Origin of the sequence: Streptomyces gilvus, from assembly GCF_022513565.1 — a bacterium.
In the GTDB taxonomy this organism is placed as follows: Bacteria; Actinomycetota; Actinomycetes; order Streptomycetales; family Streptomycetaceae; genus Streptomyces; species Streptomyces gilvus.
Window position 1 is genome coordinate 120246 of the sequence record NZ_JAKWBE010000014.1, and the last position, 20920, is coordinate 141165.

Sequence of the window (20920 nt, forward strand, 5' to 3'; positions counted from 1 at the left end):
CGTCGTACGAGGATGGGCCCATGTCTGAGATCAAGAGCCCGCTGCCCCGTGAGGTCGCCGACGCCTACGTCGACGACCTCGTCGCCCTCGATCCGATCACCGGCACCTTCCTCGGCGTGAAGGAGAGTTCGAGCAGGCTGCCCGACCTGTCACCCGCGGGCGAGGAGGCCCAGGCGGAGCTGTCGCGCACGACCCTGCTCCGGCTGGCCGAGGCGGAGCGGCTGCCCGGCGCGGACAGTGACATCGAGCGCCGGTGCGCGCGGCTGCTGCGCGAGCGGCTGACCGCCGGGCTCGCCGTGCACGAGGCCGAGGAGGGCCTGCGCGCCGTCAGCAACCTCAGCTCCCCCGCGCACGCGGTCCGGCAGGTGTTCACCGTGACGCCGGCGCAGTCGGAGGAGGACTGGGCGGCGATCGCCGAGCGGCTGCGCGCGGTGCCTGCCGCGCTGGCGGGCTACCGGGAGTCCCTGGCCCTCGGGCTGGAGAAGAAGCTGTACGGCGGACCCCGGGCCACCGCCACCTTCGTCCAGCAGCTAGGCCAGTGGGCCGACGCGGACGGCGCGGGGCACGGCTGGTTCGAGCAGTACGCGGCCGCGGGGCCCGGGGCGCTCCGGTCCGAGCTGGACGCGGCGGCCCGCTCGGCCGGCGAGGCCGTCGTCGCCCTCCGCGACTGGGTACGGGACGTGTACGCCCCGGCCGTCGAGGGCGCGCCGGACGTCGTGGGCCGCGAGCGGTACGGCCGCTGGGTCCGCTACTTCAACGGCACCGACCTCGACCTCGACGAGGCGTACGCGTACGGCTGGTCCGAGTACCACCGGCTGCTGGGCGAGATGCGGACCGAGGCCGAGAAGATCCTGCCCGGCGCCGAGACCCCGTGGGTGGCCCTCGCCCACCTCGACCGGCACGGCACGCACATCGAGGGCGTCGACGAGGTCCAGCGCTGGCTGCAGTCCCTGATGGACGAGGCGATCGAGAAGCTGGACGGCACCCACTTCGACCTGGCCGAGCGGGTACGGCGCGTCGAGTCCCGGATCGCCCCGCCCGGCAGCGCGGCGGCGCCGTACTACACGCCCCCGTCGGACGACTTCACGCGGCCCGGGTGCACCTGGCTGCCCACCATGGGCCAGACCCGCTTCCCCGTCTACGACCTGGTGTCCACCTGGTACCACGAGGGCGTGCCCGGTCACCATCTGCAGCTGGCGCAGTGGAAGCACGTCGCCGCGGACCTCTCCCGCTACCAGGCCGGCGTGGGCATGGTCAGCGCCAACGCCGAGGGCTGGGCGCTGTACGCGGAGCGGCTGATGGACGAGCTGGGCTTCCTGACCGACCCGGAGCGCCGGCTCGGGTACCTGGACGCGCAGATGATGCGGGCCGCGCGCGTGATCATCGACATCGGCATGCACCTGGAGCTGACGATCCCGGGCGACTCCCCCTTCCATCCCGGGGAGCGCTGGACGCCCGCGCTGGCGCAGGAGTTCTTCGCCTCTCACAGCAGCCGTCCCGCGGACTTCGTGGAGAGCGAGCTGACCCGCTACCTGTCCATGCCGGGCCAGGCCATCGGCTACAAGCTGGGCGAACGGGCCTGGCTGCTGGGCCGGGAGAAGGCGCGCGAGCGCAAGGGCGACGCCTTCGACCTCAAGACCTGGCACATGGCAGCCCTCTCGCAGGGCTCGCTGGGCCTCGACGACCTGGTGGACGAGCTGGCCGGTCTGTGATCAACGCCGCCACCCCCCTTCCGAGTTGACGACCTCGCCGGTGATCCAGTCCGCCTCGTCCGTGGCCAGCCACGCGATGAGGCGGGCCGGGTCGTCGGGCATGCCCCAGCGGCCGGCGGGGAAGCGGGCGGCGACGGCCTCGTGGACCTCACCTGACGCGTAACCGGTGTCCACGGGGCCGGGGTTGACCGTGTTCACGGTGATCGCGTGCTCGGCGAGCGTCGTCGACAGGGAGCGGGTGATGGAGGCGAGGGCGCCCTTCTGGAGGGCGTAGGCGATCTCGCCCGGCATACCGCCTGCCAGGTCCTGCCCGGAAGTCATCATCACGACGCGTCCGCCGGGTGTGCGCGGCGGGAGTCGGGTGCGCAGACGGGCGTACGCCTGGACGAGGAGCAGCACGGAGCGGGTGTCGACGGCCCAGTGCGCGTCCAGCATCGCGGCGTCGATCGTGTCGAGGGTGCCGTCGCTGCCGCTGAGGGCGTGGTTGGCGACGAGAATGTCGAGCCGGCCGCCGAGCGCGGACGCGGCCGTCGCGATCAACTCGGCGGGCGCGGACGGGTCGCTGAGGTCGCCGGGGCCGGCGAGGACGCGCGCCCCGGGATCGCCGAGCGCCGCGCGCACGGAGGCGATGACGTCCTCGGGGCGGTCGGCGCCCCAGGGCATGGCGGCGTCGTGCGGTACGTGGTGGTGCAGGTAGACGCTCGCGCCGAACGCCGCCAGCCGCCGGGCGACGGCGTGTCCGATGCCGTCACGTCTGCTGGCGCCGGTCACCAGGGCGGTACGTCCGCGCAGCGGCAGGGGGTCACGGCGCAGGTCTTCGGGGGCGGGGTGCGGAAGTGGGGGCATGGGCCACCATGATCCGGACGTCACCCGCGGACCGCACGTGGTTTTCCGGCGCCGGCTGTCAGCCCTGCTCGATCCGCCGCAGCTGTACGAGGCCCAGCCAGGTCTCCGGTCCCGGCTGGACGTTGGCCGCGCGGACCGCGTAACGCCCCGGTACGAGTGCGACCTTCAGGCTCTCCGTCCGCTCGGTCCCGCTGCCCGGCCAGGCGGAGTCGAACAGGACGACGGTGCCCGGCACGTCCCAGCTGAGTTCGTGCTTCCAGTCCGCCGTGGCGAGGGCGGCCGGGACGCCGGCGAGCAGTTCGTCCTCGGAGTTGGCGGCGCACCAGCGCACGAAGGCCGCGTGCTCGGGCAGATAGGCGGTCGAGGCCGGTTCGTCACCGAGGACCAGGGCCGCCGAGTCACCGACCGGGAGCAGTCCCACCACGCCGTCGACCTCGCAGGCGCGGTCGTAGTCGGAGGCGGCCTCCTCACCATCGGCACCCGCCCAGAACGGCAGCACCGTCTCCGGCACGGCGATGAGCGGACCGCCGCCCGACTCGACCCACTCCAGCGTTCCGGGATCCGCGTATCGCACCATGGCGCAGAACCGTACACGGACGGGGCGTGAGCGGAGATCATGTGTGCTCGCCATCCGCAAAGCCTCCGCAACGACCACGCTCGGCGGCCACGCTCGGGGGCACGCGGACCGGTGTCGCTCCGGGGTCACTCGCCATGGCCACGCCGAGGCACTCGCGACGGCCACGCTCTGGGTCACTCGCCGCTGGCGGGTGTGCCGGTCACGGCGGTGACGCGCTGCTGGGGCACTCGCGGCGTGCGTCACGGTGTCTCGGGAGCGTCGGGGGATCAGCAGCCGCAGTCGGTCGGGGGCGGTGCCGTGGAGAGTGGTATGTGACATAGCACCGGGTCCTCGCCGCCCCGCACCGGCGCCGTCAGCGGGTCCGGTGCCCGGCGCTCCGGGCCGCCCCCGGTCTCGTACGCGAAGCCCTCCCGCGCCCAGTACTCGAAGCCGCCGAGCATCTCCTTGACCTGGTAGCCGAGTTCGGCGAGGGCGAGCGCGGCGCGGGTGGCGCCGTTGCAGCCGGGGCCCCAGCAGTACGTGACGACCGGCACGGACCGGTCGAGCAGCCGCTCGGCCCGTTCGGGGATGAGCGCGGTGGGCAGGTGGAGCGCGCCGGGGATGTGGCCCTGGGACCAGGACTCGGTCGAGCGGGAGTCCACGAGGACGAAACCGGGGTCGCCGTCGGCGGCGAGCGCGGCGGCCACGTCGGAGACGTCGGCGTGGAAGGCGAGGCTCGCGCGGAAGTGTGCGGCGGCCTGCGCCGGGGCCGCGGGGGCGACGCGGAGGACGGGGTTCACGGTGTCGGTGGTCATGCCTGAAATCTACGAGCGGACGTCCGCCCTCTGAAGTGCGGTTCCCCGGCGCATAGCTTGATCTGCCGAGGATTCCCCTGCTATCCATCCGGGATGACCGCGTATTCCCCGGACGCCACCGACTGGCGCATCCTTGACGTTCTGCAGCGGGAGGGACGGGCCAGCTACGCCGAGTTGGCGCGGGCCGTCTCCATGTCGCCGAGCGCCGTCACCGAGCGGGTGCGGCGGCTGGAGGAGGCGGGCGTCATCCAGGGGTACGCGGCCGTGGTGGACCCGGAGCGGCTGGGGCTGCCGATCCTGGCGTTCGTGCGGCTGAGGTACCCGAACGGCAACTACAAGCCGTTCCACGATCTGGTCGCCGTGACGCCCGAGATCCTCGAGGCGCACCACGTCACCGGCGACGACTGCTTCGTCATCAAGGTCGCCGCCCGCTCGATGCGCCATCTGGAAGAGGTGTCGGGGAAGATCGGCACCCTCGGCTCGGTGACGACGAGCGTCGTGTACTCCTCGCCGCTGCCGCGCCGCGCGCTCGGTCAGTGACCGCGCTGCCGCAGCGTCGACCCCGATCTGCCCTTCACCACCTCCAACTGGGCGTGCACGCGCCGCCGCAGGTCGGCGACATGGCTGACGATGCCGACGCTGCGGTCCCGTTCGCGCAGTGAGTCGAGCACGTCCAGGACCTCGTCCAGGGTCTGGTCGTCCAGGCTGCCGAAGCCCTCGTCGATGAAGAGGGTGTCCAGGCGGACCCCGCCGGCCTCGTCCGTGACGACGTCCGCGAGGCCGAGGGCGAGGGCGAGCGAGGCGAAGAACGTCTCCCCGCCGGACAGCGTGGAGGTGTCCCGCTCCCGGCCGGTCCACGAATCGACGACGTGCAGCCCGAGACCGCTGCGGCCGCGCCCGGTGCGGTCGTCGGAGTGGACGAGGGTGTAGCGGCCGGACGACATGCGCTGCAGCCGCATGGTCGCCGCGGCGGCGACCTGCTCCAGGCGGGCCGCCAGCACGTACGACTCCAGGCGCATCTTGCGGTCGTTCTCCGCGGAGGTGCCGGCGGTGAGGGAGGCGAGACGGGCCACCCGGTCGTACTCCTCCCGCAGCGGGGCGAGCCGGCGCAGCCCCGCGGCCGAGCGCGCGGAGAGTCGGTCGAGCTCGGTACAGCGGCGGGCCGCCGCGTCGCGCGCGGAGGCGGCCTCGCGGACCCGGCGGCCAGCGTCGGCGGCGGCCCGTTCCGCCGAGGTGAGGTCGGTGGGCGGCTGCTGGGCGGCGGCCGCGGTGTCGGCCTCGGCGAGGACGGCGCGCACGGCGGCCTCCTCGGACTGCCAGGCGTCCAGGCGGCGTTGCAGCTCGCGGTGGGCGTGGTCGTCGAGGAGTGCGGCGGCCGCCGCCTGCGGGGTCTCGAAGCCGGCCCGGAAGGCGGCGTCGGCGAGCCGGGCGTCCGCGTCCTTGAGCCGCTGGGCGGTGTCCTCGGCGGCGCGGGCGGTATCGGCGGCCTCGGTGAGCAGGGCGGCCCGGCGTTCGAGCTGGGCGGCGCGGGCGGCGACGCTCTCGGCGGCGCCGCGGGCCTGTGTCAACTCCGCTTCCAGAGCGGCCCGTTCCTGGTCCAGGGCGTCCCGGCGGGCGACCCGGGAGGCGGCGCGCACGGCGGCCTCCTGCTGGGCGGAGACCCGCCGGTCGCGTTCCTGCTCGGCCTGCCGCAGCTGTTCGTGGGCGCTGGACAGCGCGGAGGCTCCGGCGCGGGACTCCGCGTACTGCCGCTCCAACTCATCGACCTGGAGCGCCAGTTGTTCGGTGGGTGTGTCGCCGGCCTCGCCCTGGGCGGCGGCCAGGGCGCGCTGGACGACGCCCAGGCGCCGCTCGGCCTCGGTGCGCTGTTCGTCGGCGTGCTGGTAGGCGGCCAGGGCGCGCTCCTCGGTCTCCCGGCCGACGTGCCCGGCGTCCTTGCGGGCCGGCGCGGGATGTTCGACGGCGCCGCAGACCGCGCAGGGTTCGCCCTCCGTGAGCTGGGCGGCAAGCTCGGCTGCGATGCCGTTCAGCCGCTGTTCCTTCACGTCGAGCCATTCGGCGCGCGCCTTCTGCGCGGACTCCGTGGCGGCCAGGACCTGGCGCTGGGCGTCGTCGACGTCCCGGCCGAGCTGGTCGCGCTGCCGGGCGGCGGCGAGGCGCCTGCGGGCGGGGTCCCGCTGCACCGCCAGCTGTTCGGCCCGGGTGGCGGCCTCCTGCGCGGACTCGACACTCCCCTGGAGTGCCGTGCGCGTCTCGTCCCACCCGGCGAGCCACGCCTCGGCCTCCTGGAGGACGTCCTCGTCGGCCCGTTCCTGCCGCTCCAGTCCCTCCCGCTCCCGCAGCAGCTCGGCGAGCCGCTGTTCGGCCCGTCGCGCGGACTCCAGACCACCCAGCTCCTCGGCGGCACGGCGAGCGGCGGCGGCGAGTCCGACGGCACCGGCGTCGGTGAGTCCTTCCGCCGGCTCGAGGACGCTCCGCAGCAGCGCACGCGCGCGTGCCTCCGCCTCCGCCGCCCTGCGGTGCTCGGTGTCCGTGGCCTCCCGGAGGTCCAGCGCCGGTGCCACCGCCTCGGCCTTGCGGGAGCGTTCCATGCGCGCCTGGGCCTCCCGGTGCGCGTCGGCGTGCTCCTCCAGCCGCGCGGCACGCTCGCGTGCCTCGGTGAAGCGCCGCTGCAGCCGGTCCAGTTCGCGTACGTCGTCCAGTACCCGCTCGGCTGCCGCGTGGGCGGACTCCGCGGAGGTGAGGCGGAGGTGGGCGATGGTGAGCTGTTCGCGGGCGGTGCTGCGGGCGACGGCGGCGGCCGCGACGACGGCTTCCGCCAGCCCCGGCTCCCCCGGCGTCAGCTCGGGCAGGTCCATCGCCCCGCCGGCGGCCTGCTGCATGCGGTGCGCGTCGGCCAGCAGTTCGGCGTCGCCCTCGCGCACCCGGGCCTCGGCGGCACGCCGGCGCTCGGCGAGGCGCTTCTCCACCTCGGCGAAGCGGTGGGTGTCGAAGAGGCGGCCGAGCAGCTTGCCGCGCGCCTCGGCGTCGGCGCGCAGGAAGCGGGCGAAGTCGCCCTGGGGCAACAGCACGACCTGGCAGAACTGCTCGCGGCTCATGCCGAGCAGCTGGGTGATCTCCTCGCCGATCTCCTGGTGGGAACGGCTGAGGTCCTTCCAGGCGGCGGTCGTGGTGTCGTACTCGCGCAGCCGGCTCTGCGCCTTGTCGACAGTGGTTCCTGGCCGCCCCTTCTTCTTCGGGCGTTCCCAGGGCGGCTGCCTGGTGACCTCCAATCGGCGCCCTGCGACGGTCAGTTCAAGCGTCACTTCCGTGCGCACACTCGCTGCCGCGTGGTCGCTGCGCAGGGTGAGCCCCTGACCGCTCTGGCGGGCGCCGGGTACGGTCCCGTACAGCGCGTAGCAAACGGCGTCCAGGACCGATGTCTTGCCGGCCCCGGTCGGGCCGTGCAGCAGGAACAGGCCGGCGGCCGACAGTTCGTCGAAGTCGACGGACTGGGCGGCCCCGAAGGGTCCGAAGGCCGTGATGTCCAGCCGGTGCAGCCTCACCGTGCCACCTCCCGTACGGCCTCGTCGGCGCGCACCGCGTCGAACGCGTCCCGCAGCACGGCCTGTTCGCGCTCGTCGGGTCCGGCGCCGCGCACATGGGCGACGAAGTCCTCGGCGATCTCCTGGTCGCTGCGGCCCGCGAGGCGCCGGGCGTAGGACACGTCGGGGTCGTCCGGCGCCCGCTCGGGCTCGAAGACGAGGCTCAGGGTGTGCGGGAAGCGCTCGGTGAGGCGGGCCATGGGATCGGCGGGGCGGACCGCGTCGGTCAGGGTGGCCTCGACCCAGGCGTCCTCGTGCCGGGTGAGGTCCGGGTCGGCGAGCAGGTCCTCCAGCAGGCCGCGGACGCGGGCCAGCGGGCGTGGCACCGGGCAGTCGACGCGCTCGGCGGTGACGGCGCCGTGGGCGTCGAGGTCGACGAGCCACATCGTCTTGCGGTGGTCGGTCTCCGAGAAGGAGTACGCCAGCGGGGAGCCGGAGTAACGGACCCGCTCGGTGATGGTCTGGCAGCCGTGCAGATGGCCGAGGGCCGCGTAGTCGACGCCGTCGAAGACACCGGCGGGTACGGCGGCGACCCCGCCGACGGTGATGTCCCGCTCGCTGTCGCTGGCCTCGCCGCCGGTGACGAAGGCGTGGGCGAGGACGACGGAGCGCGTGCCGGGCGCGCGGGTGGCCAGGTCGGCGCGGACGCGCTCCATGGCGGCGGCGAGCACCGGCTCGCGCCCCGCCTTCTCGACGCCGAAGTCCTCCTTCACCAGGGCCGGTTCGAGGTAGGGCAGTCCGTAGAACGCCACGTCCCCGTGCTCGTCCGCCAGGACCACGGGCGTTCCGCAGGCCGCGGGCTCGGTACGCAGATGGATGCCCGCGCGTCCGATGAGTCCGGCGCCGACGCCGAGGCGGCGGGCGGAGTCGTGGTTGCCGGAGATCATCAACGTCGGCACGCCGAGGTCGGCGAGGCGGTGCAGGACGTCGTCGAACAGCTCGACCGCGGCGAGCGGCGGCACCGCGCGGTCGTACACGTCTCCCGACACGACCACCGCGTCCACGGCGTGCTCGCGCACGGCCGTGACGAGGTGACCGATGAACTCGGCCTGGTCACCGAGCATGTTCACCCGGTGGAACGCCCGGCCGAGGTGCCAGTCGGAAGTGTGCAGCAGTCTCATGATCCCCGAGACTAACGGCCGGGTCCGACATCACGGGTGGTTACTCCCGTATCGGCCCGTCATGAGCCGTACTGAGCCTGTCCGTTACGACCGTTTCATCCGGTACGTCAGGCGTCTCCGTAGGCCTCCCCGCCCAGTTCGAAGCCGGCCGTCCCGGCCGTCGCGTCGGCCAGCCATGCGCGGAAGGCGTCCACGTCGGCGTCCGGGAGGCCGATCTCGATGGTGACCGCCTCGCCGTAGCGCACGTCCCGCACCTCGCGTCCCGTGGACCGCAGGTCGTTCTGGACCTTGCCGGCGCGCTGGTGGTCGACGGTCACCGTGGCGAGCCGGAAGCGGCGGCGGGTGAGGGTGCCGAGCGTGTCCAGGGCCTCGCCGACCGCGCCGCCGTACGCCCTGATCAGACCGCCCGCGCCGAGTTTGACGCCGCCGTAGTAGCGGGTGACCACGGCGACGACGTAGCGCATCTCCCGGCGCAGCAGCATCTGCAGCATGGGGACGCCGGCGGTGCCGCCCGGTTCGCCGTCGTCGCTCGCCTTCTGGACGGAGGCGTCGGCACCGATGACGTAGGCCCAGCAGTTGTGGGTGGCGTCCGCGTGCTCCTTGCGGACGGCGGCGATGAAGTCCTGCGCCTCCTGCTCGCTGCCCGCCGGAGCGAGCGCGCACAGGAAGCGGGAGCGGTTGACCTCGGTCTCGTGCACACCCACGCGCGCGACGGTGCGGTACTCGTCCTGCATCCGGTCAGCCTATGCGCACGTCCGACTGGCCCCCGCCGTGGGCGCCGGTGAGGAGGTCAGGGACACTCGCTCCTCGTTGCCGGCGGACCCGGGACTCGACGTACGCGGGGAGAGAGAACAGCATGACGGGCACCGAGGTGGCGGGTCCGGAGTCCGCGGGGCCGGTGGGGCACGAGGGCCTTTCTGTTGCTGGTGCGGATGTCGCAATCCACACCAGGCCAGACGGCCCTCACCCATTTCAAGATCGATCAGCCGTGAGCCCTGTCACTGTCCACGACCTCGCGGGACAGAACAGCTGACGCGGCGGTGTCCCGCGGTCAGCGGTTCTTCCTCCCGCGCGCCACGATCACCCCGGTCAGCAGCGCGGTGCCGGGGGCGAGCGCCTGCCAGCTGGTGCCGTGCCAGGCCAGTACGGCGATCGCCGAGGTGGGGAACTTCGTCCGTACCTCCTCCAGCGCGTCGTCCAGGCTGTCCCCGGCGAGTTCCAGGACCAGGTCCTCCAGGCCGGGGTTGTGCCCGATCAGTAGCAGCGTCTCCACCTCGGGCGACACCTCGCGCACGGCCCCCAGCAGGTCGGTGACGTCGGCGGCGTACAGCCGGGGATCACGCCGTACGGGCGGCGGTGTGCCCCACTGGGCCGAGGCCAGCTCCCAGGTCTGGCGGGCGCGTACGGCGGTGGAGCACAGCGCGAGGTCGGGCAGGCAGTCGGCCTCGACCAGCGCGCGGCCGGCCGCGGGCGCGTCACGTCGGCCGCGCGGCGCGAGCGGGCGCTCGTGGTCCGGGACCCCGTCCGGCCACGCGGACTTGGCGTGCCGCAGCACCACGAGGCGGCGCAGCGGACCGGCTCCGGCGCGCGCGATCACGACGGGGACCCCAGGTCGCGGGTGAGTTCGAGGCCGAGGAGCCGGTCGGCGTAGGCGTACGTCTCGAAGCGGGCGCCCTCCGGCAGGTCGGCGGAGGTCTCCACCCAGGTCAGTGCCTGGAGCACGGCGGGGATGTCCAGATCGTCCTCCCAGGCGGTACGGAGGCGGGTGCGCGCCTCGTCGGGGACGGGCCGTGACGGCTGCCGCGCCCAGGCGGCGACCGCCTGCCGCCAGCGTACGAGGGTGGCGTGGGCGTCGGCGAGGGCTGCGCGGTCGAGCCGCACGGGTTCGCCGTGGCGCCGGGAGATCAGGGCGAGGCGCAGGGCCGTCGGATCGGCGCCCTCGGTCACTGCGGGCTCCTCCGGCTCGACCGGGGCGACGACGACCCTGAGCCCGTCGGGGGCGGCGCCGCCCTCCGCGACGACGTGGACGACCTGCCCCTCGCCGAGCCCGGAACCGACGTCCCGGCGGTCCTCGAAGGGCCGCACGCCGAGCGCGGCGGACCCGGCCCGCAGCTCCGACTGCTCCCGTTCGCCGGTCAGCACCCCCCAGGCCGGGGTGCCGCCCAGTTCCAGGGCGCGGACGAGCAGATCGGCGACGAGCAGCACCCGCAGGGCGCCGATGCCGAAGCTCGGTACATGGGCCTCGATCCGGGTCAGCCCCCTGCGGGCGGGGGCGGCGTCGACGGACTGGCGGGTTCGGGCGTCGGTGATGCGCAGCACGAGGTGAGCGTAGGCGGGCACACGCGCGTGCGCGGGCATCCGGCGCGGATTCCGGACACGCGCGGGGGATTCACACCTCGTGGTCGCCGCCGTGGATGGGCGGGCCGCGTTGAGGAATGCCCGCGCGGGGCCTTCGGTTGTCGCCTCCGACAGCACTTCACGACGGCTCTGGGAGGCCCCGGTGTACGGCGACGAGGCAACGGTTCGCAGGATCCTCACCGAACTCGGCGACACCTGGGCGGTGGTGGGCCTTTCGTCGAACCAGCGGCGCGCGGCGTACGGCGTCGCCCAGGTGTTGCAGCGCTACGGCAAGCGGGTCGTCCCGGTCCACCCCAAGGCGGAGACGGTCCACGGCGAACAGGGCTACGCCTCCCTCGCCGACATCCCCTTCGACGTGGACGTCGTCGACGTCTTCGTCAACAGCGACCTCGCCGCAGCGGTCGCGGACGAGGCCGTGGCCAAGGGTGCCAAGGCGGTCTGGTTCCAGCTCGACGTCGTCGACGAGGCCGCGTACGAGCGCACCCGCGCCGCCGGACTGGACATGGTCATGGACCGCTGCCCCGCGATCGAGATACCCCGCCTCGGCTAGCCTGCCCGGCGTTCCGACCTCGCCCCTGTGAACAGTTCCACTGGTCACAGGGGTTTCGTGTGCGTACAGGGGGGCTGAAGGACTGTCCAGGAACCTCCCGAGCGTTGGTCAAAACTTCACCATGGGTCTTCTGCTCGACCCCAGGTGTTTCATAATCTGCGGCGTCGCACGTACTGAAAACTTCTATTCAAATCGTGAGAGGTCGCTGAGAATATGGTGAGCGTCGAGCAGACCTCGGCAGAGGGCACCAGGGGTCCGACCAGCCTGCGGCGGGACGTGGGACTGATCGGTCTGATGTGGGCGTCCGTCGGTTCGATCATCGGTTCCGGCTGGCTGTACGGCGCCGAGAAGGCCGTTGTCGCGGCCGGACCCGCGGCGATCATCTCGTGGCTGATCGGCGCGGTGGCCATCGTCCTGCTGGCCCTCGTGCACGCCGAACTCGGCGGCATGTTCCCCGTGGCCGGCGGCACGGCGCGCTATCCGCACTACGCCTTCGGCGGCCTGGCCGGCCTGTCCTTCGGCTGGTTCTCCTGGCTGCAGGCGGCCACGGTCGCGCCGATCGAGGTCGAGGCGATGATCGGCTACGCCGGTCACTGGAGCTGGGCGCAGGGCCTGCAGCACAAGGACCAGACCCTCACGCCCTCCGGTCTCGTGGTCGCCGTCGTCCTCATGGCCGTGTTCGTCGCGGTCAACTTCTTCGGCGTACGGGCCCTGGCGCACACCAACAGCGCCGCCACCTGGTGGAAGATCGCCGTGCCGCTGGCCGCGATCTTCATCGTCGCGGTGGGCAACTTCCACCCGGGCAACTTCACCTCCGAGGGCTTCGCCCCGTTCGGCGCCAAGGGCGTGCTCAGTGCGATCAGCGGGAGCGGCATCATCTTCGCGCTGCTCGGCTTCGAACAGGCCATCCAGCTGGCCGGCGAGAGCCGCAACCCGCAGCGCGACCTGCCCCGGGCGACCCTCGGCTCGGTCGCGATCGGCGCCGTGATCTACGTCGCCCTGCAGGTCGTGTTCATCGCCGCGCTGCCGCACCACACCTTCGCGCACGGCTGGGCCCACCTCTACTTCAAGGGCATCAACGGTCCCTGGGCCGGCCTCGCCACCCTGGTGGGTCTCGGCTGGCTCGCGTTCATCCTGTACGCGGACGCCGTGATCTCCCCCGGCGGCACCGGCCTGATCTACACGACCGCCACATCCCGTGTCTCCTACGGCCTGGCCAAGAACGGCTACGCGCCGAAGGTCTTCGCCCAGACCGACAAGCGGGGCGTGCCCTGGTTCGGTCTGATCATCTCGTTCGTGACCGGCGTGGTCTGCTTCCTGCCGTTCCCGAGCTGGCAGGAACTGGTCGGCTTCATCACCTCGGCGAGCGTCCTGATGTACGCGGGCGCGCCGCTCGCGTACGGCGTCTTCAGCGACCGGCTGCCGCACCACCAGCGCCCGTACCGGCTGCCCGCCGGCAAGGTGATCTCGCCGCTGTCCTTCATCGTGGCCAACCTGATCATCTACTGGGCCGGCTGGGACACCCTGTGGCGGCTCGGCATCGCCGTCATCCTGGGCTATCTGCTGCTGGGCGGCTACGCCTGGTGGGCCAACGCCACCAACCAGCCGGACGCGCCGCGGATGGACTTCAAAGCCGCCCAGTGGCTGCCCGTCTATCTGATCGGCCTGGGCGTCATCTCCGCCGAGGGCGGCTTCGGCGGCAGCGGCACCATCGGTCTGTGGTGGGACATCCTGATCATCGCCGTGTTCTCCCTCGGCATCTACTACTGGGCCCGGGCGACCGCCTCCCGCCCGGAGGAGATCGAGCGCAGCATCGACGAGGTCGTGGTCACGGACGCGCCCGCGCACTGACCCGCCCCTCCCGATCCACCCCTCCCGATCCGACCGGCCCGTCGGCCGCGGCTCCCCTGCCGTGGCCGGCGGGCCGTCGTCATAATGCTCCGGTGACTCTCCCCGCCCAGGACGCAAACTCGCCCTCCCCACAGCGCTTTCCGGTCGTGATCGTGGGCGCCGGGCCCGCCGGTCTCACCGTCGGGAACATCCTGCGGGCCGCCTCGGTCGACTGTCTGGTCCTGGAGACCGAGACCCGGGAGTTCATCGAACGGCGGCCCCGGGCCGGGGTGATCGAGGAGTGGGCGGTACGGGGGCTGGAGCAACGGGGCCTCGCGGAGAACCTGTTGGAGCGCGCGCAGCTGCACACCGAGTGCGAGTTCCGCTTCGAGGGGCAGCGGTACCGTTTCCCGTACCGCGAACTGACGGGACATCACCACTTCGTCTATCCGCAGCCGTTGCTGGTGACCGACCTCGTGCGCGAGTACGCCGACGTGCGCGGCGGAGCCATACGGTTCGGCGTGCGCGACGTCCAGCTGCACGGCCTGGACTCGGACCGGCCGACCGTGTCCTATCTCGACCCGGAGACCGGACAACGGGCGCTGGTGCACTGCGAGTTCGTCGCCGGCTGCGACGGGGCGCGCGGGGTGACACGGACCGTGCTGCCGCAGCGGGCCCGGATCGCCCGGCACGACTACGGCGTCGGCTGGCTGGCGCTGCTCGCCGAGGCGCCGCCGTCCAGCGACTGCGTGGTCTTCGGCGTCCATCCGTCCGGCTTCGCCGGGCACATGGCCCGCAGCCCGGAGGTCACCCGCTACTACCTGGAGTGCCCACCCGGCGACGACCCGGACAACTGGCCTCACGAGCGGGTCTGGGCCGAGCTGCAGGAGCGTCTCGGCGCGGCCGACCGGCCCCCGCTGACCGAGGGCCGGCTGATCGAGAAACGCGTCCTCGACATGCACAACCACGTCGTCGAACCCATGGTGTTCGGCCGTCTCCTCCTCGCCGGGGACGCCGCCCACCTCACCGCCCCCATCGCGGCGAAGGGCATGAACCTCGCCCTGCACGACGCCTTCCTGCTCGGCGACGGTCTCGTGGAATACCTCACCAGGGGCGAACCGGGCGGTCTGAACGGCTACTCCGACGCCTGTCTGGGCCGGGTGTGGGACTACCAGGAGTTCTCGCAGTGGCTGTCGGAGGTCTACCACGGCACGTCGTCCGGCGACGCCTACCGTGCGGGCACCACGCTGGCCCGGCTGCGCCGCCTCTTCGAGTCCCCCGCCGCGGCGGCGGCGTTCGCCGAGCAGTACCTCGGCACGGCCCCCCGGTGACCCGCCTCAGTCGTGCAGGGGCCGGTCGCTGAGCCGGTGGTCGGCCACGTTCAGGGCCTCGTCCACCAGCCGCCGCAGATGCCCGTCGGGCAGTGAGTAGATCACCCGGCGCCCTTCCTTCCGCGTGTTCACCAGGCCCGCGAGGCGCAGCCGCGCCAGATGCTGGCTGACGGCGGGCCGGGCCGCGCCGCAGGCCTCGGTGAGAGTCGTGACATCGGCCTCGCCCGAGGTCAGGGCATGCAGCAGAGTGAGGCGGGTGCGGTCGCCGAGGAGGGCGAGGAGCTCCGCGGCGAGCGCGAACTGCTCCTCGCCCGGGGTACGCGGATGCGCATCGTCCGCAGTTGATAGGTGCATGCGTGCGCTCATACGCACATAATGGCGTCGTGGGCGTCCCACGTCCACTCCCGCGACACCGGAAGGGGACCGACGTGAGCGACCGGCACGACCACGCGCATGACCATGACCACGCACACCACCATGGCCACGAGTCCGCTCACGAACACCGCCACGGCCATGACCACCCCCACCGGCGGGCGAACCCGCGCCACCGACTGGGCCATCTGCTCACCCCCCACTCCCACGAGACCGCCGACAAGCTGGACTCCGCCCTGGAGTCCTCGGCTCGCGGTATGCGCGCCCTGTGGGTCTCCCTCGCCGTCCTCGGCGCGACCGCGCTCGTCCAGGCGGTCGTGGTCGTCCTGTCCGGATCGGTGGCGCTGCTCGGCGACACGGTGCACAACGCCGCCGACGCGCTGACCGCCGTACCCCTCGGGATCGCCTTCGTGCTGGGGCGCCGGGTGGCGACGCGGCGCTTCACCTACGGCTACGGGCGCGCAGAGGATCTCGCCGGGATCGTGATCGTGCTGACGATCGCCGCGTCGGCCGCCTTCGCGGCGTGGACGGCCGTCGGGCGGCTGCTCGATCCGCGGCCCGTGGAGCATGTCCCGGCGGTGGCGGTGGCGGCGCTGGCCGGGTTCGCGGGCAACGAGTGGGTGGCGCGGTACCGGATCCGGGTCGGCCGTTCGATCGGCTCCGCCGCGCTGGTCGCCGACGGACTGCACGCCCGTACGGACGGATTCACCTCGCTGGCCGTGCTGGTGGGCGCGGGCGGCTCGGCGCTGGGGTGGCAACTGGCCGACCCCGCCGTCGGGTTGGCGATCACGGCGGCCATCCTGCTGGTGCTGCGGGACGCGGCGCGCGAGGTGTTCCGGCGGGTGATGGACTCCGTCGACCCCGCCCTGGTGGACCGGGCGGAGCAGGCGCTGCGGGACGTGCCGGGCGTGCGCGGGGTCGGCGAGCTGCGCCTGCGCTGGATCGGGCACCGGCTGCGCGCCGAGGTGGCGGTCGTGGTGGACGGCGAGGCGACGGTACGGCAGGCCCACGGCATCGCCGTCGACGCGGAACACGCGCTGCTGCACGCCGTACCGCGTCTGACGGCGGCCCTGGTCCACGCGGACCCGGCACCGGTCCCGGGCGAGGAGGACCCCCACCGGGCGCTGGCCCACCACACCGCCTGAGGTCAGGCCGCCCCGAGTCCCTCCAGCACCACGGCTCCCGGCAACTCCGCGAAGGCCTTGCCCGGGACCAGCAGTTTGCCCCTGCGGCGGCCGCTGCCCACCAGGACGTACGGCAGGTCCACGACGGCCGAGTCGATCAACAGGGGCCAGCCGGTGGGGAGTCCGATCGGGGTGATGCCGCCGTACTCCATGCCGCTCTCCCCCGTGGCCGTGTCCATCGACGCGAACGACGCCTTGCGGGCCCCGAGTTGGCGGCGCACCACGCCGTTGACGTCGACCCGGGTCGTGGACAGCACCACGCACGCGGCCAGCGTCGTCCCGCCGCCCCGTTTTCCCGCGACGACGACGCAGTTCGCGGACTTCTCCAGCAGTTCCTGCCCGTAGTGCTGGACGAAGACCGCGGTGTCCGCCCACTGCGGGTCGGTGTCGACGTACACGATCTGATCGGCCGGGACGCTGCCGCCCCAGTCGCGTACGGCGGCGGCGACCGGGGCGGTCAGTTCGCCGAGGGCGTCGGGGGCGGGGAGGGCGGTGTCGAAGTGTCCGATGGGTGCGTCCATGACGGCACGCTAACAGGGCGGCCGGCGCCCGATCAGGGGACGGGCGGGACGGAGACCGCCAGCACGAACCGCGTGGGGACCTCGCCCTGGTTGCCGTAGGCGTGCGGGGCGTTGGCCTCGAAGGTGACGCTCGCACCGGCCGGGACGCGGTGCTCGGCGCCCTCCACGGTGAGGGTCAGCTCGCCCTCGGTGACATGGGCGATCTCCACCGTGCCGGCGGGGTGCGGATCCGAGCTGCTGCCCTCCCCCGGCATCAGCCGCCACTCCCACATCTCCAGCGGCCCGGGCGCCTCGGTGCCGGCGAGGAGCCGGCTGTAGCTGCCGGCGTCGGTGTGCCAGAGCCGGACCACCTGGTCGGCCGGGACGACACGGACCTTCGGCCCCTGCTCGTAGTCGAGCAGGGTGGTGATGCTGACGCCGAGCGCGTCGCCGATCTTCACGACCGTGCCGATGCTCGGGTTGGTGCGGGCCTGCTCGATCTGGATCAGCATGCCCCGGCTGACGCCGGCGCGGGCGGCGAGCGTGTCCAGCGTGAAGCCGCGCTCGTTGCGCCAGCGCTTGACGTTGCGCGCCAGGGACTGGTTCAGCAGGTCGAGGTCCGACACGTTCGTCCAACGTCCAATTCTCGGAAGGTCACTTGTCCTGGATGACCGGGAGACCAATATCTTGGATGACAGGGTTCACTCAACTGGACTACGGTGAGATGCGCCCGATCGTTCACCGAACTGTACTGCGAGGCACGCCGTGACAGCATTCTTCGCCCTGGCCACGAGCCTGCTCTGGGGCCTGGCCGACTTCGGCGGCGGACTGCTCACCCGGCGCACCCCGGCCCTGACGGTGGTCGTCGTCTCGCAGACGATCGCGGCGGCCGTGCTCGGCGCGATCGTCGTGGCCACGGGCGGCTGGAGTGAGGCCGGGCCGCGGCTGTGGTTCGCCTTCGCGGCGGGGCTCGCCGGGCCGGTGGCGATGATCTCCTTCTACAAGGCGCTCGCGCTGGGTCCGATGGGGGTCGTCTCGCCGCTCGCGACCCTGAGCGTGGCCGTCCCGGTCGGCGTGGGCCTGTTCCTCGGCGAGCGCCCCGGTCTGATCCAGGTGGCCGGGATCGCCGTCGCCGTCACGGGTGTGGTGCTGGCGGGCGGTCCGCAGCTCGGGGGCGCCGCCGTGCAGCGCCGGGCGATCACGCTGACGCTGATCGCGGCGCTCGGTTTCGGCACGGTGTTCGCCCTGATCGCGGAGGCGTCGACGACCGTCACCGGCTTGTTCCTCGCCCTGTTCGTGCAGCGCGTGACGAACGTGCTCGGGGGCGGTGTCGCCCTGTACGTCTCCGTGAAGCGGGGCGGCGAGGCTCTCCCCGGTGGCCGCTTCCCCTGGGCCGCGCTGCCGGCCCTCGCCTTCGTCGGGCTCGCGGACGTCGCGGCCAACGGCACCTACTCGGTGGCCGCCCAGCACGGTCCCGTCACGGTGGCCGCCGTGCTCGCCTCGCTCTACCCGGTGGTGACCGCCCTCGCCGCCCGCGGCATCCTCCGCGAACGGCTCCGCGCGATCCAGGCGGCGGGCGCGGGCCTCGCCCTGGTGGGCACGCTGCTCCTGGCCACGGGCTGAGTCAGGAGGGCTCTGCGTCCAGTTCGGCGAGCCTCGCCACCGCCTCGTCGTCCAGTTCCGAGAGGGCGCACAACTGCTCCGGCGTCACACCGTCGGGGATCGGCACCGGCGCGGGCGTCCTCAGCGGCGGCTGCCAGCCGTCGGCGGCCGTCCAGCGCCGTACGACCTTGGCGGGCGCGCCCGCGACCACGGCATGGTCGGGCACGACACCGCGGACCACCGCGCCGGCGGCCACGACCACGTTCCGGCCGATCTTCGCGCCGGGCAGGATCACGGCGTTCGTGCCGACCCAGCAGCCCGGACCGATCTCCACCGGCTCCATGCGCGGCCACTGCTTGCCTATCGGCTGGTGCGGATCGTCGTAGGAATGGTTGGTCGACGTGATGTAGACGTACGGCCCGAAGTAGCAGTCGCTGCCGATGGTCACCGTGGTGTCGGCGATGACGTGGCTGCCGCGGCCCAGGACCACGCCGTCGCCGATGCGCAGGATCGGTTCGGGGCCGAGGTCGAGGTCGGGCATCAGACCCGCCGTCAGGGTGACCTGCTCGCCGACGATGCAGTGGGAACCGAGGTGGATCCAGGGTTCGCCGAAGACGGTGCCGAGCGGGAAGGCCAGACGGGTGTGCGCGCCGAGGGCGCCGAAGCGGAAGCGGCCGGGACTCTCGGCCGTCACCGAGCCCGTGCGCTGCACCCAGGCCCAGCCCGCGTGGACGGCGCGCTGCGTCAGGTTCCGCCGCCAGGATGAGAACGTGTTCTTGCTCTTCGGCACCCAGTCACCGTACTGAGCGTTGGCCGGCCTGATGAGGTCGAGGGGCTGTGATCTTCACCCCAACAGGTGGCGTACCGTGCCTCTGTCACGACGACGAGGAGAGGGCGATGACGCACAAGGCGTTGATCACGGGCATCGGCGGCAAGGAACCGAAGATCGACGAGGAGGCTTTCGTCGCGCCGACGGCGTCGGTGATCGGGGACGTGACGCTGCAGGCGGGGGCGAGTGTCTGGTACGGCGCCGTGCTGCGGGGTGACGTCGACCGGATCTTCGTCGGGGCCCAGGCCAACGTCCAGGACAACTGCACCCTGCACGCGGACCCGGGGTTCCCGGTCCATGTCGGGGAGCGGGTCTCCGTCGGTCACAACGCGGTGGTGCACGGGGCGACCGTGGGAGACGACTGCCTCGTCGGGATGGGCGCGACCGTGCTGAACGGCGCCGTGATCGGCGCGGGGTCGCTGGTCGCCGCGCAGGCACTGGTGCCGCAGGGGATGCAGGTGCCGCCGGGGTCACTGGTGGCGGGGGTGCCGGCCAGGGTCAAGAGGCCCCTCACGGACGAGGAGCGCCAGGGGATCACGCTGAACGGAACGCTTTACGCCGAACTCGCCAACGCGCACCACGAATTGCACGAGAAGCCGTAGCCCGTCGGGGCGTCAGTCGGCGGCAGCTGTCGCCGGTCCTGGACGTCAGTCGGCGGCGGGGACCGGCTCCGACTCGGCCGCTTCCCGCTCCGCCGTCGCCTTCCTGGCCTTGCGCCGTACGACCAGCATCGACGCCACACCGACCAGCACCGCCGCCGCCAGGCCCACGTACGAGAAGCGCTTCAGCCAGTCCTCGGCGACGACGCCGACGTAGTAGACGACCGCCGTGGTGCCGCCCGCCCAGCAGATGCCGCCGAGGACGTTGGCGATCAGGAACTTCCAGTACGGCATGTGGAGGACGCCGGCGAGGGGGCCGGCGAAGATGCGCAGGAGGGCGATGAAGCGGCCGAAGAAGACGGCCCACATGCCCCACTTCTCGAAGGAGCGCTCGGCGGTGGCGACATGGCCCTCGCTGAAGTGTCTGGGGAACTTCCTGCCGAGCCAGGCGAGCAGTGGCCGGCCGCCCTTGCGGCCGATGGCGTACCCGATGGAGTCGCCGATGACCGCGCCGAGGGTGGCGCAGGCACCGAGGACCACCGGGTTGATGCCGGAGTGCTGGGAGGACAGCAGGGCCGCCGAGACCAGGACGATCTCGCCCGGCAGCGGGACGCCCAGGCTCTCCAGGCCGATGACCAGCGCCACCACGGCGTATACGGCGGCCGCGGGCACCGTGTCAAGCCACTCCTGGACGTGCAACGCCGGTTCCTCCCCGATCGTGAACCCTGACAGCCGTCTTCCTGGTATGCGCCGCACGGGGGCGCATACCGGGAAGCCTACCGGGTCGGCCCACCAGGGCGCCGTCCCGGAGAGCGCACATCACGACGCTCGGGGTGTCACCAGGCCGGCTCACCGTCACGGTCACGGAAGGTCCCGGTCGGCCCGTCGGCCCCGATGGTGGCGAGTTCGACGATGGCGTCGGTGCCTCGGTCACCGTCTGCGGGCCGCTGTGCCCGTTGAAGTCGGTCGCGGTGCAGCCCGGGTCGGCCGCGTTCACCCTCACGTCCGGCCAGGACATCGCGTACTGCGTGGTCAGGGGTGGGGACGACGTGGGAGCTGCCGCCGCCGCTGACGAAGGGCAGGCTGCGGGTCGGGCCGATCACCGCGACCGTGCCGCCTGGGGCCGGCGGG

General features: G+C 72.8%; 21 protein-coding genes and 1 pseudogene. 8 read left to right on the top strand and 14 right to left on the bottom strand.

Features of this window, described 5'->3' with window-relative positions; all coding sequences use genetic code 11:
* Positions 1-20: 20 nt before the first annotated feature.
* Positions 21-1712 carry a DUF885 domain-containing protein gene (locus tag MKW14_RS22425; RefSeq protein ID WP_240864877.1) on the top strand — a complete coding sequence of 564 codons (1692 nt, stop codon included), beginning with the start codon at positions 21-23 and terminating at the stop codon, positions 1710-1712.
* Here MKW14_RS22425 and MKW14_RS22430 read toward each other — a convergent pair whose 3' ends face one another.
* The 3 genes from MKW14_RS22430 to MKW14_RS22440 all read right to left on the bottom strand — a co-directional run bounded on the left by MKW14_RS22430 (position 1713) and on the right by MKW14_RS22440 (position 3929).
* Positions 1713-2558, bottom strand: coding sequence for an SDR family oxidoreductase (locus tag MKW14_RS22430; protein ID WP_240864879.1), 846 nt, complete (start codon positions 2556-2558; stop codon positions 1713-1715).
* A gap of 58 nt (positions 2559-2616) precedes the next feature.
* Positions 2617-3135, bottom strand: coding sequence for an immunity 21 family protein (locus MKW14_RS22435; RefSeq protein WP_240864880.1), 519 nt, complete (start codon positions 3133-3135; stop codon positions 2617-2619).
* A gap of 266 nt (positions 3136-3401) precedes the next feature.
* Positions 3402-3929 (bottom strand): rhodanese-like domain-containing protein, encoded by a 528-nt coding sequence (locus MKW14_RS22440; protein WP_240864882.1) that lies wholly within the window; start codon positions 3927-3929, stop codon positions 3402-3404.
* Positions 3930-4022: 93 nt separating this feature from the next.
* Here MKW14_RS22440 and MKW14_RS22445 point away from each other — a divergent pair, with 93 nt between their 5' ends.
* Positions 4023-4469, top strand: a complete 447-nt coding sequence (locus MKW14_RS22445; RefSeq protein ID WP_133047557.1) for an Lrp/AsnC family transcriptional regulator — start codon at positions 4023-4025, stop codon at positions 4467-4469.
* On the opposite strand, the gene MKW14_RS22450 is transcribed toward MKW14_RS22445, so the two are convergent.
* The 5 genes from MKW14_RS22450 to MKW14_RS22470 form a co-directional block, all read right to left on the bottom strand.
* The gene (locus MKW14_RS22450; protein WP_240864884.1) at positions 4463-7474 is read right to left on the bottom strand and encodes an AAA family ATPase; all 3012 of its coding nucleotides are present in this window, start codon (positions 7472-7474) and stop codon (positions 4463-4465) included. The genes MKW14_RS22445 and MKW14_RS22450 overlap by 7 nt on opposite strands.
* Positions 7471-8634 (bottom strand): exonuclease SbcCD subunit D, encoded by a 1164-nt coding sequence (locus tag MKW14_RS22455; protein WP_240864885.1) that lies wholly within the window; start codon positions 8632-8634, stop codon positions 7471-7473. Before MKW14_RS22455 ends, MKW14_RS22450 begins: the two co-directional genes overlap by 4 nt.
* 107 nt (positions 8635-8741) lie before the next feature.
* Positions 8742-9368, bottom strand: a complete 627-nt coding sequence (locus tag MKW14_RS22460; RefSeq protein WP_240864888.1) for a YigZ family protein — start codon at positions 9366-9368, stop codon at positions 8742-8744.
* A gap of 317 nt (positions 9369-9685) precedes the next feature.
* Positions 9686-10231, bottom strand: coding sequence for a SixA phosphatase family protein (locus tag MKW14_RS22465; RefSeq protein WP_240864889.1), 546 nt, complete (start codon positions 10229-10231; stop codon positions 9686-9688).
* A complete protein-coding gene (locus MKW14_RS22470) occupies positions 10228-10992 on the bottom strand; it encodes a hypothetical protein (RefSeq protein WP_240864891.1) in 765 nt (254 codons plus the stop codon). The genes MKW14_RS22465 and MKW14_RS22470 overlap by 4 nt, the downstream gene beginning before the upstream one ends.
* Before the next feature lie 142 nt (positions 10993-11134).
* Here MKW14_RS22470 and MKW14_RS22475 point away from each other — a divergent pair, with 142 nt between their 5' ends.
* The 3 genes from MKW14_RS22475 to MKW14_RS22485 all read left to right on the top strand — a co-directional run bounded on the left by MKW14_RS22475 (position 11135) and on the right by MKW14_RS22485 (position 14703).
* On the top strand, positions 11135-11542 hold the full coding sequence (locus MKW14_RS22475; RefSeq protein WP_240864893.1) for a CoA-binding protein: 408 nt from the start codon (positions 11135-11137) through the stop codon (positions 11540-11542).
* 213 nt (positions 11543-11755) lie between these two features.
* A complete protein-coding gene (locus MKW14_RS22480) occupies positions 11756-13393 on the top strand; it encodes an APC family permease (RefSeq protein WP_240864895.1) in 1638 nt (545 codons plus the stop codon).
* Between the two features lie 92 nt (positions 13394-13485).
* On the top strand, positions 13486-14703 hold the full coding sequence (locus tag MKW14_RS22485) for a 4-hydroxybenzoate 3-monooxygenase (protein WP_240864897.1): 1218 nt from the start codon (positions 13486-13488) through the stop codon (positions 14701-14703).
* Between the two features lie 6 nt (positions 14704-14709).
* Here the strand turns inward: MKW14_RS22485 and MKW14_RS22490 are convergent, their stop codons facing one another.
* Positions 14710-15069, bottom strand: a complete 360-nt coding sequence (locus MKW14_RS22490; protein WP_240864899.1) for an ArsR/SmtB family transcription factor — start codon at positions 15067-15069, stop codon at positions 14710-14712.
* Between the two features lie 62 nt (positions 15070-15131).
* Between MKW14_RS22490 and MKW14_RS22495 the strand changes: the two genes are divergently transcribed.
* Complete coding sequence (locus MKW14_RS22495) at positions 15132-16220, top strand: cation diffusion facilitator family transporter (protein ID WP_240864901.1); 1089 nt, start codon at positions 15132-15134, stop codon at positions 16218-16220.
* Positions 16221-16222: 2 nt separating this feature from the next.
* Here the strand turns inward: MKW14_RS22495 and MKW14_RS22500 are convergent, their stop codons facing one another.
* Positions 16223-16780 (bottom strand): YbaK/EbsC family protein, encoded by a 558-nt coding sequence (locus MKW14_RS22500; RefSeq protein WP_240864903.1) that lies wholly within the window; start codon positions 16778-16780, stop codon positions 16223-16225.
* Positions 16781-16812: 32 nt separating this feature from the next.
* Positions 16813-17385, bottom strand: a complete 573-nt coding sequence (locus MKW14_RS22505) for a helix-turn-helix domain-containing protein (RefSeq protein ID WP_240864904.1) — start codon at positions 17383-17385, stop codon at positions 16813-16815.
* Between the two features lie 139 nt (positions 17386-17524).
* Between MKW14_RS22505 and MKW14_RS22510 the strand changes: the two genes are divergently transcribed.
* The gene (locus MKW14_RS22510; RefSeq protein ID WP_240864906.1) at positions 17525-18382 is read left to right on the top strand and encodes a DMT family transporter; all 858 of its coding nucleotides are present in this window, start codon (positions 17525-17527) and stop codon (positions 18380-18382) included.
* 1 nt (position 18383) lies between these two features.
* Here the strand turns inward: MKW14_RS22510 and MKW14_RS22515 are convergent, their stop codons facing one another.
* Positions 18384-19151 (bottom strand): acyltransferase, encoded by a 768-nt coding sequence (locus MKW14_RS22515; RefSeq protein ID WP_240864908.1) that lies wholly within the window; start codon positions 19149-19151, stop codon positions 18384-18386.
* A 107-nt stretch (positions 19152-19258) separates the two neighbouring features.
* Here MKW14_RS22515 and MKW14_RS22520 point away from each other — a divergent pair, with 107 nt between their 5' ends.
* Positions 19259-19792: a gamma carbonic anhydrase family protein gene (locus tag MKW14_RS22520; protein WP_240864909.1), complete on the top strand. Its 534-nt coding sequence runs from the start codon at positions 19259-19261 to the stop codon at positions 19790-19792.
* A 45-nt stretch (positions 19793-19837) separates the two neighbouring features.
* Here MKW14_RS22520 and MKW14_RS22525 read toward each other — a convergent pair whose 3' ends face one another.
* Positions 19838-20488, bottom strand: coding sequence for a DedA family protein (locus MKW14_RS22525; RefSeq protein ID WP_240864910.1), 651 nt, complete (start codon positions 20486-20488; stop codon positions 19838-19840).
* A 137-nt stretch (positions 20489-20625) separates the two neighbouring features.
* A pseudogene (locus tag MKW14_RS22530) lies at positions 20626-20861 on the bottom strand (hypothetical protein); the annotation flags it as partial.
* Positions 20862-20920: the final 59 nt, after the last annotated feature.